Here is a 16734-nt window from a genome sequence, read left to right as displayed (position 1 = left end):
CCTATCGTTCAACCTTTTGTTCCCCATTTATAACTTGCTCAACTTCAGATAAATAAGGCAGACCTTCATTGTCACCAGATACAGCGACAACCATACTGCCAATTTGATTAGCAAACCGGAGGGTTTCTCTTAATGAATAGTTTTGAACCATACCGTACATATATCCAGCATTAAATCCATCACCAGCACCAACTGTATCTGCGACACTGTCTGCTTTTACGGCAGGTAAATGAAGGAAGGAGTCTGTCTCGTCAAATCCGACAGCTCCTTCTTCACCGAGCTTTAATGCTCCTTTTTGAATACCTAAGGATTGGAAGGATTGAATATGCTTTTCCGCTGACTGTTTGCCGAATAGCAGATCCGCTTCTTCCTTTCCGCTTAAAATGACGTCAGCAGCAGACATCAGCTTAATTAAGGACCGCTTTGCTTCTTCTGCCGTCCATAGCTTCAAACGTATATTCGGATCCATTACTACGGTTACATTATTTTCTTTCGCCAGCTTCATAGCTTGCAGCACCAGCTCTACATTTTTCTCACGCAAGGAAGGGAAAACGCCGCTTACGTAAAGGATTTTAGCTTCAGTAATCATGGACTGAGAAATAGATTCTTCATCAATTGTCTCCGTTGGTGAAGGAAAACGATAATAGTAGGTACTACCAGATCCATTTTCGCGAATTTCTTTAAAATTGACCGGCGTGTTGTACTTATCTTCCATGACGACATTCGTTGTATCCACGCCTTCTCCTCGCATGAAGTTAAGAATGTATTGTCCGAATTCGTCATTGCCGACTCTGCTGATCCAGCCAGTTGATAATCCAAGCCTGGCTGCTCCCAGCATAACGTTTAACTCTGCTCCGCCAACCTTTCGCTCAAAGGTATGTGAGAATCTCATCGGCCCCTTCTGAACCGGATTCATCGTTATCATGGCATCTCCGATTGTCACTACATCACGCAAAATGGTCACCTCAATCATGATTGTGTTTCTTCATTAATAGTCCCTGGCAAGCGGGCGGCTGCCCGAACACTTAAATATTAAACAAGTTCGGCAGCCACATGAAATACTGTGGTACAAATGCAATAAGCAAAATAACCAGCAGAATAATTAAAATGTATGGAATCGTAGCGTAAAACGATTTACCAATTGGCAAATCAGCAATTTTACTAGCCAATAGCAGGCAGAGTCCATACGGTGGGGTTACTAAACCGACAGCCAGACATACCATGATCAGTACCCCAAAGTGAATAGGGTCTAATCCAAGTGTCATTGCTGAAGGCAGTACAATTGGAACGAAGAGAATGATAGATGGAACGGTATCCATAAACATGCCGACAAATAGAAACAACAGAATGACTGCTACGATAAACATCCAGTCGAAAGGCAATGCGTTATCAAAGAATCCGGCTATTACAGCCGGTACATTGTAATAGCTGATTAACCTGCCTAACGAAGTGGCTGTTGCAAGAGCAAACAGCGTTAAGGAGCTAAGCTTGAGTGTATCGTAAATGATGTCCGGCATATCCTTCAGTCGAATCGTTCTATAAACAAAATATGATAAAACGAAGGCATAGATACAAGCAATCACAGCTGCTTCCGTCGGTGTGACAATCCCGCCTACAATTCCGCCAAGAATAATCAGTGGCGTCAGCAGCGGAGGCAGACTTTTAAGTCCCTGCATCGCAATTTCTTTTACTTTCAACCGCTCGTGTCTTGGATATTGATGACGGTGTGAAATAACGCCGACCAGCGCCATGAGGGCTATCCCGATCGTTAGGCCGGGAATCACGCCTCCCATAAACATTTGCCCTACTGAAACGCCGGCAATGCTTCCGTAGATCACCATTGGGATGCTTGGAGGAATAATCATTCCCATGGTTGAGGAAGAAGCCGTCACTGCCACTGCAGTACCCGGACTGTATTTTTCCTTTATCATGCTTGGAATCAGTATTTTCCCAACTCCTGCAGTATCAGCTGTTGATGCTCCGGAGATTCCGCCGAAGAACATTGATACAACAATGTTGGCTTGAGCAAGGCCGCCACGAATATGTCCGACAAGGGAAACCGCGAAGCGAATTAGCTTCTCAGAGATTTGCCCCTGATTCATGATATTTGCCGCTAAAATGAAAAGTGGAACGGCTAACAGAATAAACGACTCTAAACCGGAAAACATTTGCTGTACAACAGCCTGTAAAGGAATGGCATCTAATATGAAGAAACCGACGTAGCTGACAATCCCAATGACGAATGCAATTGGAACACCGATGATCATGAGGAAGAGAAATAGAAAAACCAGAAATAATCCAGTCATACTGTTTCCTCCTTCCTATTGGACTTCAAGGTCCATAAATCTTCCCACCAGTTTTGAATCGCGAACAGGATCATCGCCGCACCTGAAACCGGAATGGCCATCCACGTATACCCTTGTCTGATTTGCGGCAGGTTATTCAAATTCCACTCCCAAAACTGCATCGTCAACCCGTACCCGTCATAAATCATGACTGCTCCGAAGATGATGATCAGCACATGTGTTAGTGACTGGACGAGAAACAAAGGCAGCCCCTTGATGTTATCGATCACCAGTCCAACGGTGAAATGTCCCTTCTCGCGAACCATGATCGCTGCCCCAAGAAAGATCATCCAGATAAATGCATACGTTGCCAGTTCACCAGCCCACAGTATTCGCACTCCCGGCACGTATCGGGAAGCTACCTGGAGAATCACGCAAACGATAAAAACAAGAAAGAAAAGCGCCGCTGCTTTTAAAAATAAGGAGCCAACAAAGTCGATGGCTTTTTTCACTGCTACCCACCTCTATTCTTCAGAGCTGTAAAGAAAAAAGGGCTTTAACAGCCCTTTATTCTCCCTCTCTCATCGCTTCAACAGTTTCAAATTCGTCAACCATATTTAATGATTCAGCGGCATCCTGACGCACATCTTCTGTCATTTCTACAAATGGCGTTTGATCTACCTCATTGATTTCGACGCCACTATCCTCAATCGCTTGTCGGGATTCATCAGCAAGGTCTCTGTCTGATTCTCTTGCCGCATTCGTTGCCTCTTCTGCGGCCGTATCAAATGCTGCCTGCTGGTCCTCAGATAAGTTGCTGTAAATTTCATCCGACGTAAAGAAGAATCGTGTCGTGTAGTCGTGTTCAGTCAACGAAATGTTGTCCGTTACTTCGTGATGACTTGCCTGATAAATGTTGGTGAAATCGTTCTCTGATGCATCTACTACTCTGTTCTGAAGTGCCTGATACAACTCATCCCATGCTACACTTGTTGGGTTTGCACCTAGTGCTTCCCACGTATTTGTTACAACAGGGGAATCCTGGGTTCGAATTTGCACATTTTGCAGATCATCCGGTGTTTCAATCGGCTCAAAGCCGTAGTAATTTCGCACTCCGGCTGACCAGTAGCCAAGTATCTTAAAGTTAGAGTTATCCTCCACCTGAGATGCGACAGATTCTCCAACCTCTCCGTCAACGACCTCTTCCCAGTGCTCATTGCTCTCAAAGAGATAAGGCATTGCAAAAAAGTCTACTTGATTGGCAGCTTGGGCCATGAAGCCTGGTGAAGCAACAACAAGGTCTACTGATCCTGTCTCCATATTCTGTACAAGCTCGTCTTCATTTCCTCCGAGCGCTCCATCTGTGTGAATTTCAACTGTGATGGAGCCTCCGCTTTCTTCTTCAATGACCTCTTTAAACGTCTCGAATCCAACTGCAAATGGACTTTCTGCATCCAGCTGAGTCGCCGCAATCAGGTTGATGCTTTCTCCGTCAGCATCTGCATTGGTTTCTGCATTTTCCTCAGCTTCTCCATTATTATCAGCAGGATTCCCTTCATTTTCTCCGTTATTTCCGTCGTTCCCGCATCCGACCAGCACAGCAGCTCCAGCAACAATACTCAATGGTGTCATCCAATATTTTTTCACGTTAATCTCTCCCTCTTTTTAGTGATGATTCACGAATATTAAGCTTGCCTTGAAACCCAAAGTAATAATCATCCAAGTGTTGCAGTCCATCATGATCAATTTGATCAATTAGCAGTTCAGCTGCTTTCGTTCCCATTTCAAACGCTGGCTGCTCGACCGTTGTAATACTCGGCTGAAAGAATTCAGCGTATTCTACTTCATCGAACGTCAGGATTGACAAATGCTCCGGCACTCCCTTGAAAGTCTTTTTTAAATAATCCAAAACGGGTACCAGTGATCGGTCGTTGCTTGATAAGATGGCGTCTGGGAAATGACCTGGCGAAAATATTTTCTTTAAAAAGCTTGTCGAATCAGAAAGTTTGTCCGTATAAATCAAATCCTGCTGGATCGTTAATCCGTGTCGTTTCATCGACGATAAAAATCCGTCATACCGTTCTGTTCGCGGGCTGATTGTTAAGGGGGAGCTGATATAGGCGATGCTTTCATTGCCTTGATTTTTAAGGTGTTCAATCGCCCAGTCCATCGCTTCCTCATTTCGTAACGTAAGCGTCGGAATAGATAGCGCTTTCACTTTTCTGTCTAAAAAAACAACGGGATATTTTTCATCCAGCAATGATTTATACATTTCTTCGTTCGAGGCCGTAGGATAAATGATAAATCCATCTACCTGTTTTGCTTTCAGCATCTCGATATACTGTTTCTCTTTCTCAGAGTCGTCATCTGCGTTACAGAGAATAACGTGGTAGCCTTTAGCGTGACAAAAGTCTTCGATCGCTCGAGAAGTCTGGGTGGAAACACGGTGCAGAATGTTTGCCATAATCACACCAATCGTCGTCGTCTTCTTTTGTTTTAAGCTTCTTGCAATAGCATTTGGCTGATATTGAAGAGTCCGGATCGATTCCTCAATCCTTCGCTTCGTCCGTTCTCCCATATACGTATACCGGCCGTTCAAATACTGGGAGACTGTACTTTTAGAAACAGCAGCATGATCAGCCACATCCTGTAAGGTTACCTTTTTCATTTAAGACCCCCAAATTGGATAAATCGATTTAGTAAACCGGTTTATTAAATTCGATTATAGTTGAAAGCGGATACATTTTTCAACCCTTTTTTCAAATTAGTTGCGATATTCGCTAAATTTAGCTGCCAATGCTTTGACTTCATCAAACTTCCCCTTTGCTGCAGGCTTGTTAAGGGCGCCCCCAATTCCAACTGCTGCAGCCCCAGCTTGAAACCAGTCATCCATATTCTCGAGGTTTACACCGCCGGTTGGCATGATCTGCAAGTGAGGAGCGGGGTCGCGAACTGCTTTAATAAATCCTGGTCCGAAATGATTCCCAGGGAATAACTTAATAATCGAAGCTCCATTTTTAGTGGCGTGAATCATTTCGTTAATCGTCATGCAGCCGGGGAAGTACGGAATTTCTTCAGCTATCGTTAAAGCTGCAATCTCCTCATCAAAATTAGGGCCAACGATATATTCTGCTCCAGCTTGGATGGCTCTCTCGGCTTCCTCCTTCGTCAGGATGGAGCCTGCACCAATCATGACAGATGGATCACAGTTTGTTTGCAGACTGCGAATAATGTTTGCCGCTCCCGGGGTCGTAAACGTAATTTCAAGCGAAGTGAGTCCGCCTGCTTCACAAGCTTCCGCTGTCTTCAATCCTGTCTTTTCGTCTTCTGATCTGACCACCGCTGTCACCAGGGTCTGTAAAAAGCGGGCCGTTTCCTGTTCTCTTTTCGCCATGTGCTCATCACTCCTTTTTAAACTTTTCTCATTCTTACGTGTTTATATGCAGAAGTCAAGCTGATGAAAAAGAGTATGCCCGAATGACATACTCTTGATCGTGTGATTATTCGTATTTCAGGAAAACGATAATTCGGTGCAGATAGTACGATACGAAGAGCATTCGATCCAATAAATACAGGTGTGCCGGATACGTTTGAAAATTTGTTTCTCTGGCCGAATCCTGCAGCTCTTTCAGCATCAATTCAATTTCACGCATATAAGATTCAGACTCAAATTCCTCTTCATCGGAGCCGATCAAATGGTCATACACCCCGTCTGGTGTCTCTATCAGTTCCGCATGAATTGCACCTTCATTTTCCTTTTTTTCGACGATGCTTGCTGATGAATCGATTAATGCATCAGAATGAAGCAGATCCTGACAATCCGCGATAGACTGGTTTAACTGCAGAATATCTGTTACAAAATCTGCGCCGTATGTAGTATCCGAGCTAAATGAAATAAGCACTTCCGAAATAGCTGCATGCGATCTTAACGTTTGTTTCGCTTCTTCTCTCCAGGCTGACAACTGCTCTTCTCTTAATGCTTGTCTTTCGGTGGACAGACACCCCTCAAAGGATTGAATACATAAAGTGATTGCTTCACGAAACGCTTCTGCCTGTCTGGTAACCTGCTGCAGCGATCCATCCTTTTGTACTTCACTTGGCTGGAAGGCCTGCTTAAACACTGCTGCAAAAATGCTCACCACTTCTTCATCATTGGAATAATACGTGTGAGCGAACGGACCCGTCATGCCGGATTCTGCGTGCTGTTCTTTCCTTTCAAAATAAACGATGTGCTCTGTCACGATAAGAGTTTGAAAATCCAGCTTCCCGGGTTCAAGCTGCTCATAGCGGCAGAGATTATCTGTAAAAGCATTGTTACGACTATCAACATCTGAGGCCACATAGATGTTCATGCCCTTTTTACCGCTTGCCTCAATGAGCAATTTCTGAAAATGGGTTAACTGCATCACACTGGAAGCGCCAGAAAGATAACATTGCATCGTATCGCAGTTTAATAATGCCTGTTTCAACTGCTCTTCCGGATAGTTTACCGGTTCGCTAGCAATTGAGAAGGCTGCCTGGCTTTCCTGAACCATCCGATCACTTCCTTCATCACACTAACGCAGGAAAAGCGTTAACACTTTAATAAAATCTGTCTGCTGCATAGTATCCAGCAGACAGAGGTTACGAAATATGGTAAGCAAGTAGCTAATAGTTTAGCCACAGCTCATTTTTTACCCGTTCTGAATTTATAATTCTGTATTCCATAAGTCTGTGCAGCCGACAGAAGTTGCTAATGCCCCTGCTTCCAGACAGTTCATGACTTCCTGCTTTGTTTCCAGAAGTCCGCCAGTAATAATCGGGATGTCATTCTGTTTTGCAATCCGATCGACCACTTTTGGAATAATACCAGGAAGAATCTCAATTGCATCCGGCTTCGAATTTTCAATCATCTGAAGACCTTTTTGAAAAGCTGTCGTATCAAGAATGAACAATCGCTGAATCGTAATGAGGTTCATGCTTTTCGCTATTTTCACAAGAAACGGCTTCGTTGTAATAATTCCTTCCGGCTTAATATTTTGAGCAATGAATTCCACTGCTTTTTTGTCACTTTTTAAGCCCTCAATCAAATCCAGATGGATGAATACAGACATCCCTCCGTTTTGCAGTCTGCGAACGACATCTTCCATGCCGCAGATATCTCCGGTCAGCAGAAACGCCATGTTGCATTTGCTTTGAATAGCTTGCTCAATTTGATCCTCTCTGCTGATAGCTGCAATAACTTGTGATTCAACCATGTCTACAATGTGGTCAGATTTTTCAGTTTTCAATTTCAAAACCAGCCTCTCTTGAATTAGTTACAATTATCAAGACTAGTTAGCTCTGATAGCGCTGTCAATACAGTATTTGGTTTATAGGTAGTTTTATTGTGAACATCCGAGTAGTTAGATACTCCAGTCAAGACCAAAATACCGTGCATGTTGAACTGATTTGCCATGCGAATATCTGTGTCCAATCTGTCTCCAATAACAAAACAGTCATGATTTGGCAGTTTCAGGTGCTGTAAGATCTGTTTTGCTGTGATTTCAGACGGTTTGCCAATAATAGTTATATTATCCTGTGGTTTCATCATACTTTTTAAGGCAGCTGCCCAAGCTCCTGTATCAGGGATCAATCCAGTCTCAATTGGACAGGTCACATCGGGATTAACTGCATACATCTTTGCTCCAGCAAGGTAAGCCTTTAGTAAACGAGTCAGCTTCTCATGTGAAAACGACGGCCCACCGCCAAAAATAGCAGCCTCTGCTTGTTCCGGAGATTTAGCCAGAATGAGGCCGGCTTCTGTCAGTACCTCAACTAATGCCGACTCCCCTTCTACCCAGATTTGGCTTGAGGCAGGCAATTGATTTTTTAGATAATTGCCCGCTATGAGAGGCGCTGTCAGAATATCTTTTCCCTCTACCTCCAGCCCCATGCTTCTCAACTTAACTAAATAACTTGCTGTTGTCTTTGTCGCATTATTGGTCAGGTAACAGATATGATGCCCTTGTTTTTTTAAGTTATTCAACGCCGCTACAGCTCCAGGAATCGGCGTATCCTGCCAGTAGACGGTGCCGTCCAGGTCTACAATCAATCCTTTCCCTGCCATAATTAGTACAAGGAATTCTTCGTCATTTTATTGGCAATGCTCTGCAAGATGATAACAAGTGCAATAATCAGCATCGCCATTGCAGAAGCTGTGTATACTTCACCGCGGAGAAGGTTCTGGAAAACCATTAAACTCATCGGTGCCCAGTCGGATGGTGCCATCAGAACGGTAATACTCGTTTCTTTGATAACGGTAACGAACACGAGAATCGATCCCGCCGCAATACCCGGAAGCATCAGCGGTCCGACTACCGTAATTATGGCCACCAGCTTCGAAGCTCCTAAATTGACGGCTGCTTCCTCAATATCTGATTTTATCGCCATCATCGTCCCCATTGTAGAACGAATCATATAAGGCATTCGACGAATCGCGTACGCTACAATCAGCAGGAATGCAGTGCCTGTCAGCTGAAGAGGCGCCGTGTTAAATGTTTGGATATATGCGATACCAAGAGCAATACCCGGCACAATCAGCGGAATCGAAGACATGAAATCCAGCTTCGAGGTATTCTCGCGTACAACAAAATAAGAAACCAATGTAGCTACAATGACACTGATAATTAAAGCTCCACCTGCGAGCAGGAGGCTGTTCATGATGTTGTCACCAGAGCGCGTAAACACCGTAGTGTAGTGATCCATTGTGAAGCCTCTCGGAAGAAGCCCCGTGCCCCAAGTCGTTGCAAATGATTGAATCATAACCGAGAAAATAGCCAGCATCGGCAGTACGAGTACGATGCACGTATAAACGAACAGGGAACGAGTCACGACTTTGCTGTCGTTTAATTTTGTTCCTTTCGGTTTTCCTGAGAGCGTTCCATAATCCATATTCCGGGTGATGAATCGCTGAAGCCAGAAAAAGATTGCTGCAACTGCTACCATCACAATAGTCAAGATGGAAGCACCGGCCCAGTTAAAGAAACCGGAAATTTCACGATAAGCTTCTACAACAATCAAGTTGAGTCCATCCGGTGCTAAAATGATCGGCGTCCCGAAATCAGAGAAGCTGACTGTGAAAATAAGCAATGCGGCCGAGATAATACCGGGAATCGCTAATGGGAACGTAATAAATACCATCGTGCTCCAATTTTTAGCCCCCATGTTGTTGGATGCTTCTTCCAAGGAGATATCAGCGATTTTAAACGCTGCTACCATTGGCCACAAAGCAAAAGGGAAGAAAAAGAATACTTGAATCAGTACGATCGAGGTCATCGAATAGGCATTGATAAGCAGACCATCAAACCCTAGTGACTGATACAGCGTGTTGACCCATCCAGTACGACCAAACATAATGATGAACCCGGCTGCGGAAATAAAAGTTGGAACAATAAGCGGAATGGTACATAAAGCAGCAAGGGTTTTTTTAAACGGCATGGTCGTTCTTGCAAATGCATATGCCAGCGGGATACACATAATAATGACCAGAATAGAAACCCCAATAGCCAAAGCAAGACTGTTTTGTAAGGCAGAAAAATAAGTACCCCCGCCTAATAAACTTGCGTAATGTTCCAACGAAGCATTGCTTAAACGCTCGATATTGGTTGCCATAATATCAGGATTAACTAAAGACCCTAATAAGTTGACTGGTTGTCCAGTGAAACTAACTAGAAAAACTGAAATTAATGGAAGTACCAAAAACAAAAAGAAAAACAGATAGACAACCCATTTCATTATTTTGAGGCTGTCGATCGATAAGAGCCAATTTTTGAGCCTGGACTGCTTTGGCGATTGCTCTGTTCCTTTACTCATATCAGCAACACCCTTTCAGCAGGCAGGAAAACCTTGATGACATCCCCTTCTTTGAAGAGCGTAGTATTAGGCTGGAATTCCTCTTCTACCATCACTTCCATTCCTGCCAGTTCAATATCATAGCGAATGGTTGGTCCAAGGTAGGTGCTGATCTTAACAGTCGCTTCCAGTACATTGTGGTCTTCCATTCTGCCGTTCTTTAATATTTCGATACCTTCAGGTCTAACCAGCACTTCGACATCTTCTTTATCCGTATGCGTAGTTGATTCTAATATCGTATTGTCGTTCACTTTAACGATGGAATCACCGTTCTCTTTTCGGTCTACTACTTTACCTTGATAAATATTGGAGGAGCCGACGAAATCAGCTACAAATGGATCTTTTGGATTACTATACAGCTCTGTCGGGGTAGCCATCTGTACAATCTCCCCATCTCGCATGACAGCGACATGGTCTGCCATGCTCATTGCTTCTTCCTGATCGTGTGTAACAAAAATCGTCGTGATCTTTAAATCCTGCTGAATCTTTCGGATTGTTGTTCTCATCGTATTTCTGAGCTTCTTATCCAGGTTTGATAACGGCTCATCCATCAGCAGGACAGAAGGCTCCATTACGAGCGCTCTGGCTAAGGCAACCCGCTGCTGCTGCCCACCTGAAAGTTCATTAACGCCGCGGTCAGCAAGATGATCCAGCTCCACATATTTCAGTGCATCATGCACTTTTTCCTGGATTTCCTTGGATGGCTTACCCAGCTTCTTATGTATTAATCGAGCAAATGTCTTCGCTCTTTGACCAAACGAACCATTGTATAAATCCCGAATAGTCAGGCTGTAAGCAACATTTTCAAATACATTGTAGTGCGGGAAAAGGGCGTAGCTCTGGAAAACCATTCCACAGTTTCTTCGATTGGCAGGTACGCTGTTTACAACTTTCTCCCCGATCAGCACTTCTCCGGATGTGGGATTTTCAAACCCGGCAATACAGCGCATGGTGGTCGTCTTCCCACAGCCAGAAGGACCAAGGAGGGCGTAAAATTCGCCCTCTTTGATATCGAGATTCACGCCTTTTAGTGCAGTTGCTTTATCGTATTTTTTCACTAGATTTTTCACTTTGACAGATCCCATATGGATGCCCTCCTAGAATTGATATTGTCGGTTTACTGGTACCGTTCTCTCCACTGATTACGCACGTCGTCATAGTTGTCCACGACCCAGTCAATATCCAGATCCATGGCATTATCCTGAAGTTCTTCCATCGTAAGTGGAGATTGAGATTCTACATTTGGATCAAGAGGAATATGCTTCCAGTCTGCTTTGATTTCCTGTCCTCTTTCAGAAAGCATAAAATCAATGAATTTCTTTCCGTTTTCAGGGTTAGGTCCATTTTCTACAAGTGATACTGGATTCACGAGAATCGGAGTGTCCTCTGGTACGTGAAACTCAACAGACTCGCCTCGCTCCTGCATCTGGTACGCCATGAAATCAAAGCCGATACCAATTTGTGCTTCACCTGTTCCAGCTGCCTGAGACGGTGCGCCGCCAGAGTCAGGCATCGCATTCATCTGCTCATACAACTGGTCAAAATATTCCCAGCCTTCCTCTTCGCCTTTTTCCATCAACTGGCTTAAAACAAGCAGCGTAGCCGTACCGGATGCTGCTGGATTTGGCATTTGCAGTTCGTCTGTCCAACGCTCATCAAGCAGATCATCCCATGTATCCGGAAGCTCGTCTTCATCTACAAGCTCTGTATTATAAACAAGGCCTAGTACGAAAACTTCTACCCCAGTCCACATCCAATCCTCGTGACGCACTTTAATATCATTCTCATATGCCTCCCAGTCCTCTACTGCTTCAGGAGTGTATGGTTCAATAAATCCTTGCTCAATAGCTGACTCAAACGGGAGGATACCGCCGCCTCCGTACCATACGTCAGCCTGTGGGTTATCCATTTCAGCGATCATCTGGTTAACCAGGTTATTTGTCCCTGCATAACTTACATTCACTTCAATGCCTGTTTCTTCTTCAAATGCCTGAGCCAGATCCTCTGTCATTTCCGGAGTTTCTGGAGAATAGACCGTTACGCTGCCGGCATCTCCATTCCCTTCCGCTCCGTCACTGTTTCCACCACAAGCCGCCAACATACTTACCGTTAAAGCACTAAGAACCATTGTTGCCTTTTTCATGCTAAATCCCTCCGTTTATGTATGCGGTTTCAAAAAGCACAAAAAAGAGACAACCCTTACCCGCACAGACTTCTATCTTTTGATAGAATCTGCACGAATGGGTTGTCTCTTCATCTCTTCCCAATCACGCATCAGAATTTGTATAAAGTGAGTATAGAACAGAAAAATAAATAAAACAACCCAAATGTTAATATTTTATGAACATTGTTAATGAATGATGAATAATTATGCCATTTTGACTAGTTTACCTGCCTATCATGTATCAATATGCTCTGCCTGTGCTATGATAAGTTTAATTCTTTTTTAGGAGACTTCTTCCATGGATGAACTGATTATTGAAACGGGACCTTTCGAGGAGCGTGCGGTGAGCGGGATTGAATCGGAGCATTTGACGAACTACCCGATCGTCTATATTTTGCATAACAACCGCAAAAAGCCGGCTGCCTACATTGGGCAGACGGTGCAGGCGGCGCGCAGACTGCGGCAGCACCTGGCTGACGACCGCCGCAGCAGACTCGACCAGCAGATTTTAATTGGCCACCGCCGTCTGAATCAGTCGGCGACGTATAACATTGAGTCGAGGCTGATTAATTTATTTATCGCCGACAGCCGCTATGAGCTGCAAAATGTGAGTCAGACGGCGTCGCGGCAAATGCATAATTATTACGACAAAAGCTATTACAACGACACGCTGTTCCGGGATATTTGGGAGCGGCTCCGCAATGAACAGATCGTGGACGGAACGATTGATGCACTTGAGAACAAAGACGTCTACAAGCTCTCTCCTTACAAAGAGCTGACGCCGGAGCAGCTGGACGTAAAGGAGCGCGTGCTGGACTTCTGTGAGAAACACGCGCAGACAGACGGGCATCACGTGTTTATCGTCGAAGGCGATGCCGGAACGGGAAAAAGCGTCTTGCTAAGCTCCTTGTTTAACACAATTCAGGATCTTGCCGATGAGGCTTCTTCTTCGCTTTATCAAACGGAAAACCGGCTGCTCGTCAATCACGGGGAAATGCTGAAAACATACAAAAGCATGACCGGGAGCCTGCCCAATCTGAAGAAAAAGCACTTTGACAAGCCGACTTCGTTTATTAACAAAATGGACAGAGACGATGCGAAGGCGGATATCGTGCTCGTTGACGAAGCACACCTGCTGCTCTCAAAGCCCGACGCCTACAACAATTTTCACTATGACAATCAGCTGCAGGAAATTATTAAACGGAGCCGCGTCACGATCGTCATTTTTGACCGGATGCAGGTTTTGAAGCTGAAAAGCTACTGGAACGACCGGCTGATGGAAGAAATTACGGGCACATATCAGGCTGAGCGAATGCGGCTGACCGACCAGATGCGTATGAACATTGATGCTCCCGCTAAGGCATGGATCGACGCATTTGTCGCGAAAGAACTGAAGCCAATTCCCGATCGTACAGATACAACCTTTCAGCTGCAAGTATTTGCCGATCCGGATGCGTTTCGCAAGGAGATCGAAGCGCATAATGAGGCGTATGGCCTCGCGAGGATTGTTTCGACATTTGACTATCTGCATAAAAAAGACGGAGCAGATTATCTCGTCGATGAAGCCGGCCTTAACATGCCGTGGAACCGCACGCAGGATGATGTGACGTGGGCCGAACAGCCGGAAACGATTTATGAAGTCGGCTCTATTTATACGGTGCAGGGCTTTGATTTGAACTACACGGGGGTCGTACTCGGACCGTCGATCCGCTATGATAAAGAAAACGACCGCATCCGCATTGACACGAACGCCTACCGGGATACCGGTGCCTTTCAGTCGAGAAACGACATGACGCAAGAAGAGATCGCGCAAGTAAAGGAGCAGATCATTTTGAACTCCCTGAACGTGCTCATGAAGCGCGGCATTCACGGTCTCTGCATCTATCCGACCGACCCATGTCTGCGCGAACGTATGCTGGAACTACAGGAGGAACGACAATGAATGATTGGCAGCAGTTAATCAATCAGATCAACGACTTCCGCGATGCCCGCGGCTGGCGGCAGTACCACAATCCAAAGGATCTCGCCGTGTCCCTCTCGATTGAGGCAGCTGAGCTGCTGGAGGATTTTCAGTGGCTTTCAAGCGAGGACGCTGTAACGAAAAACATCGACAACATCCGCGACGAAATCGCCGACGTCATGATCTACGCCCTGATGATGTGCGACGAGCTCGAGCTCGACGTGCAGGAGATCATTGAGGAAAAGATAAAGAAGAACGGCAAGAAGTATCCGGAACAGAGCTGACTGCGCCGGCTCCCCGCCCTCGACGATCGAAGAATTTTCTGTTTGTCACCTGGTCTGTATCCATAACATACTGTCCGTCACAAAAAACGACCGGCCTGCTTCGTGCAGACCGGTCGTTTTTATTATCCGCCAAATAAGTTGGCGAGTGAGCCAATCAGAATACCGATGACACCGAAGTCGGAGTCGCCGAACGTGGTGTTTTCAATGCCCAGTCCGCCAAGCACCGGCAGCAGGAAGGCCGGGATGAAGCTGATAAGAATCCCGTTTGTGAATCCGCCTGCCGCGGCTCCGACGCGTCCGCCGACGGCGTTTCCGAGACTCCGGCTCCTGCACCTGTGAAGAAGTGTGGCACGAGTCCTGGAATGATGAGCGCCAGCGAGAAGATGCCGAGCATCGCCATGCCGATCAGTCCGCCGATGAAGCTGGAGATGAAGCCGATGATCACGGCTGTTGGCGCATAGTTGAAAATGATTGGTACATCAAGCGCCGGCTTCGCACCGGGAACAAGCTTTTCAGCAATTCCTTTGAACGCTGGTACGATCTCTGTCAGGATCATGCGTACCCCGTACATGATGATGCTGAAGCCTGCTGCGAACGTGATCCCCTGCATCAGTACGAACATGATATAGTTCTGGTCGCCTGCATACGTGCCGACAACCTCAGGACCGGCAATGAGAACAAGAATCAGGAACATGACAACCATCGTGAGTGCCGTTGAAATAAGGGAGTCCCGTAAAAAGGACCACTGCTCTGGAATTTTAATGTCCTCTGTCGTCTTCTTCTCGTTGCCGACTGCTTTTGCGACAAGTCCTGCAGAAAAGTAACCGATCGTGCCAAAGTGACCCATCGCGATTTCATCGCCGCCGGTTACTTTACGCATAAACGGCTGCGCAAGTGCCGGCATCAGGACCATCACCCCGCCTAGAATCAGTGACCCGGTCGTCACAAGCGTAATCCCGCTCATGCCGGCTGTTCCGAGCACCGCGGATAACAGTGCCGCCATGAAAAACGTATGGTGACCAGTCAGGAAAATGTACTTCAGCGGTGTAAATCGCGCGAACAAAATGTTAGCCAGAAAACCAAAGCCCATGATCAGCGCTGTTTCCGTTCCGAGCGTCTGCTGGGCAATCGCGACGATCGCCTCGTTGTTCGGAATAACCCCTTGAATGTTGAACCGGTCCTGAATGATGCCGCCGAGAGAGTCGAGTGACCCAATGACCACGCCGGCACCAGCACCAAGAATCAGGAAGCCGATGATGCTTTTCGTTGTACCTGCGAATACCTTCGAGAAGTCAGCCTTCTGCAGAAGCAGCCCGGTCATGACGATCAGACCGACCAGCACTTCCGGCAGGCTCAAAATCTCATTCATCAAAAATTCAAAGAACCCCATTCTCGATCATGCCCCCTTAAAGCCTATTTGCTCAAAAACTCCTCAATCGCACTTTCTACTTCCTGCTCGCTTGCCATGTTGACGATCGCTTTAACAAATGCCTGGCCGCCCTGCAGCTGGGATGCAAATTCATTGTTCGTCAAAATGAGATTCGCCGTAACGCTCTGCGCCGTTCCAAAGTCGACGGCCTCCACGTCTGCCTTTACGTCCTTGTTTTTCAGCACTTTTTCTGCCGTCATTTTCAACATCAAGCTTGATCCAAATCCCATTCCACATACACATAATACTTTCATGGTCGTCACCTCTTCGTTTAATTTTGGCTGCTTGTGAGCAGCTGTTTCACTTCGTCTTCGGAGCCTGCATGAAGCAGGTCCTTCATCAGATTGCTGTCATCGATCCACCCGGAAATTTTTTGGAGCATGCTCAGGTGGGAATCGGAATCGACTGCCGCTAGACAGATAAACACCCGCGCCGTTTTCACCGAGCCCTCGCTGTCTGCCGGAAATGGAACCGGCTCCTGAAACACCGTCAGTGAGATGCCTGCCCGGCTCACGCCGTTTTCCGGACGTGCGTGCGGCAGCGCCACATTCGGTGCGATCAAAATGTACGGTCCAAGCTCGTCGATGTTGGAGATCATCGCCTCGACGTAGGAATCAGCGACATAGTTATTCTGGACAAGCGGCTCCGCGCTTACGGCAATCGCCTCGCGCCAGTTGACCGCTTCTTTCTGCCATTGGATACAGCGCGTATCCACTTGAAAATCTGTCATCATTGTTCCA

General features: G+C 46.0%; 16 protein-coding genes and 1 pseudogene. 2 read left to right on the top strand and 15 right to left on the bottom strand.

The window, feature by feature from the left end; all coding sequences use genetic code 11:
• Window position 1 precedes the first annotated feature (1 nt).
• The 12 genes from HCN83_RS10525 to HCN83_RS10470 all read right to left on the bottom strand — a co-directional run bounded on the left by HCN83_RS10525 (window position 2) and on the right by HCN83_RS10470 (window position 12300).
• Entirely contained in the window at window positions 2–973 is a 972-nt protein-coding gene (locus HCN83_RS10525) for a sugar kinase (RefSeq protein WP_168007032.1), read from the bottom strand.
• A gap of 52 nt (window positions 974–1025) precedes the next feature.
• Complete coding sequence (locus HCN83_RS10520; protein WP_168007030.1) at window positions 1026–2306, bottom strand: TRAP transporter large permease; 1281 nt, start codon at window positions 2304–2306, stop codon at window positions 1026–1028.
• Window positions 2303–2797: a TRAP transporter small permease subunit gene (locus HCN83_RS10515; RefSeq protein ID WP_168007028.1), complete on the bottom strand. Its 495-nt coding sequence runs from the start codon at window positions 2795–2797 to the stop codon at window positions 2303–2305. Before HCN83_RS10515 ends, HCN83_RS10520 begins: the two co-directional genes overlap by 4 nt.
• 55 nt (window positions 2798–2852) lie before the next feature.
• Window positions 2853–3932 (bottom strand): DctP family TRAP transporter solute-binding subunit, encoded by a 1080-nt coding sequence (locus tag HCN83_RS10510; protein WP_168007026.1) that lies wholly within the window; start codon window positions 3930–3932, stop codon window positions 2853–2855.
• Between the two features lies 1 nt (window position 3933).
• The gene (locus tag HCN83_RS10505) at window positions 3934–4953 is read right to left on the bottom strand and encodes a LacI family DNA-binding transcriptional regulator (protein ID WP_168007024.1); all 1020 of its coding nucleotides are present in this window, start codon (window positions 4951–4953) and stop codon (window positions 3934–3936) included.
• A 96-nt stretch (window positions 4954–5049) separates the two neighbouring features.
• Entirely contained in the window at window positions 5050–5679 is a 630-nt protein-coding gene (gene eda / locus HCN83_RS10500) for a bifunctional 4-hydroxy-2-oxoglutarate aldolase/2-dehydro-3-deoxy-phosphogluconate aldolase (RefSeq protein ID WP_168007022.1), read from the bottom strand.
• Between the two features lie 106 nt (window positions 5680–5785).
• The gene (locus HCN83_RS10495) at window positions 5786–6820 is read right to left on the bottom strand and encodes a hypothetical protein (RefSeq protein ID WP_168007020.1); all 1035 of its coding nucleotides are present in this window, start codon (window positions 6818–6820) and stop codon (window positions 5786–5788) included.
• A 153-nt stretch (window positions 6821–6973) separates the two neighbouring features.
• Window positions 6974–7561, bottom strand: a complete 588-nt coding sequence (locus HCN83_RS10490; protein WP_246238192.1) for a glycerol-3-phosphate responsive antiterminator — start codon at window positions 7559–7561, stop codon at window positions 6974–6976.
• 17 nt (window positions 7562–7578) lie between these two features.
• Window positions 7579–8373, bottom strand: a complete 795-nt coding sequence (locus tag HCN83_RS10485) for an HAD-IIA family hydrolase (protein WP_168007018.1) — start codon at window positions 8371–8373, stop codon at window positions 7579–7581.
• Between the two features lie 2 nt (window positions 8374–8375).
• On the bottom strand, window positions 8376–10118 hold the full coding sequence (locus tag HCN83_RS10480; RefSeq protein WP_168007016.1) for an ABC transporter permease: 1743 nt from the start codon (window positions 10116–10118) through the stop codon (window positions 8376–8378).
• Complete coding sequence (locus HCN83_RS10475; RefSeq protein ID WP_168007015.1) at window positions 10115–11242, bottom strand: ABC transporter ATP-binding protein; 1128 nt, start codon at window positions 11240–11242, stop codon at window positions 10115–10117. The genes HCN83_RS10480 and HCN83_RS10475 overlap by 4 nt, the downstream gene beginning before the upstream one ends.
• 32 nt (window positions 11243–11274) lie before the next feature.
• Entirely contained in the window at window positions 11275–12300 is a 1026-nt protein-coding gene (locus tag HCN83_RS10470; protein WP_168007014.1) for an ABC transporter substrate-binding protein, read from the bottom strand.
• Between the two features lie 319 nt (window positions 12301–12619).
• On the opposite strand from HCN83_RS10470, the gene HCN83_RS10465 reads away from it, so the two are divergent.
• Entirely contained in the window at window positions 12620–14263 is a 1644-nt protein-coding gene (locus HCN83_RS10465) for a DUF2075 domain-containing protein (protein WP_168007013.1), read from the top strand.
• Window positions 14260–14565: a nucleotide pyrophosphohydrolase gene (locus tag HCN83_RS10460; RefSeq protein ID WP_168007012.1), complete on the top strand. Its 306-nt coding sequence runs from the start codon at window positions 14260–14262 to the stop codon at window positions 14563–14565. The genes HCN83_RS10465 and HCN83_RS10460 overlap by 4 nt, the downstream gene beginning before the upstream one ends.
• 122 nt (window positions 14566–14687) lie before the next feature.
• On the opposite strand, the pseudogene HCN83_RS10455 reads toward HCN83_RS10460, so the two are convergent.
• From HCN83_RS10455 to HCN83_RS10445, 3 genes and pseudogenes are all read right to left on the bottom strand, one after another.
• Window positions 14688–15955 (bottom strand): annotated as a pseudogene (locus tag HCN83_RS10455) (PTS ascorbate transporter subunit IIC).
• 23 nt (window positions 15956–15978) lie between these two features.
• Window positions 15979–16248 carry a PTS sugar transporter subunit IIB gene (locus HCN83_RS10450; RefSeq protein ID WP_168007011.1) on the bottom strand — a complete coding sequence of 90 codons (270 nt, stop codon included), beginning with the start codon at window positions 16246–16248 and terminating at the stop codon, window positions 15979–15981.
• Window positions 16249–16265: 17 nt separating this feature from the next.
• On the bottom strand, window positions 16266–16724 hold the full coding sequence (locus HCN83_RS10445) for a PTS sugar transporter subunit IIA (RefSeq protein WP_168007010.1): 459 nt from the start codon (window positions 16722–16724) through the stop codon (window positions 16266–16268).
• Window positions 16725–16734: the final 10 nt, after the last annotated feature.

The organism is Alkalicoccus luteus (assembly GCF_012034335.1).
GTDB lineage: Bacteria > Bacillota > Bacilli > Bacillales > Salisediminibacteriaceae > Alkalicoccus > Alkalicoccus luteus_A.
Note: the sequence above shows the minus strand (reverse complement) of the source record. Positions and strands in the feature narration are given on the sequence as shown.

Excerpts from the sequence above, each read along its gene's own strand:
- HCN83_RS10450 (WP_168007011.1), bottom strand. The coding sequence starts at position 16,248 with ATGAAAGTATTATGTGTATGTGGAATGGGATTTGGATCAAGCTTGATG.
- HCN83_RS10470 (WP_168007014.1), bottom strand. The coding sequence starts at position 12,300 with ATGAAAAAGGCAACAATGGTTCTTAGTGCTTTAACGGTAAGTATGTTG.
- HCN83_RS10460 (WP_168007012.1), top strand. The coding sequence starts at position 14,260 with ATGAATGATTGGCAGCAGTTAATCAATCAGATCAACGACTTCCGCGAT.
- HCN83_RS10505 (WP_168007024.1), bottom strand. The coding sequence starts at position 4,953 with ATGAAAAAGGTAACCTTACAGGATGTGGCTGATCATGCTGCTGTTTCT.
- HCN83_RS10465 (WP_168007013.1), top strand. The coding sequence starts at position 12,620 with ATGGATGAACTGATTATTGAAACGGGACCTTTCGAGGAGCGTGCGGTG.
- HCN83_RS10475 (WP_168007015.1), bottom strand. The coding sequence starts at position 11,242 with ATGGGATCTGTCAAAGTGAAAAATCTAGTGAAAAAATACGATAAAGCA.
- HCN83_RS10480 (WP_168007016.1), bottom strand. The coding sequence starts at position 10,118 with ATGAGTAAAGGAACAGAGCAATCGCCAAAGCAGTCCAGGCTCAAAAAT.
- HCN83_RS10525 (WP_168007032.1), bottom strand. The coding sequence starts at position 973 with ATGATTGAGGTGACCATTTTGCGTGATGTAGTGACAATCGGAGATGCC.
- HCN83_RS10485 (WP_168007018.1), bottom strand. The coding sequence starts at position 8,373 with ATGGCAGGGAAAGGATTGATTGTAGACCTGGACGGCACCGTCTACTGG.
- HCN83_RS10520 (WP_168007030.1), bottom strand. The coding sequence starts at position 2,306 with ATGACTGGATTATTTCTGGTTTTTCTATTTCTCTTCCTCATGATCATC.
- eda (WP_168007022.1), bottom strand. The coding sequence starts at position 5,679 with ATGGCGAAAAGAGAACAGGAAACGGCCCGCTTTTTACAGACCCTGGTG.
- HCN83_RS10445 (WP_168007010.1), bottom strand. The coding sequence starts at position 16,724 with ATGACAGATTTTCAAGTGGATACGCGCTGTATCCAATGGCAGAAAGAA.
- HCN83_RS10495 (WP_168007020.1), bottom strand. The coding sequence starts at position 6,820 with ATGGTTCAGGAAAGCCAGGCAGCCTTCTCAATTGCTAGCGAACCGGTA.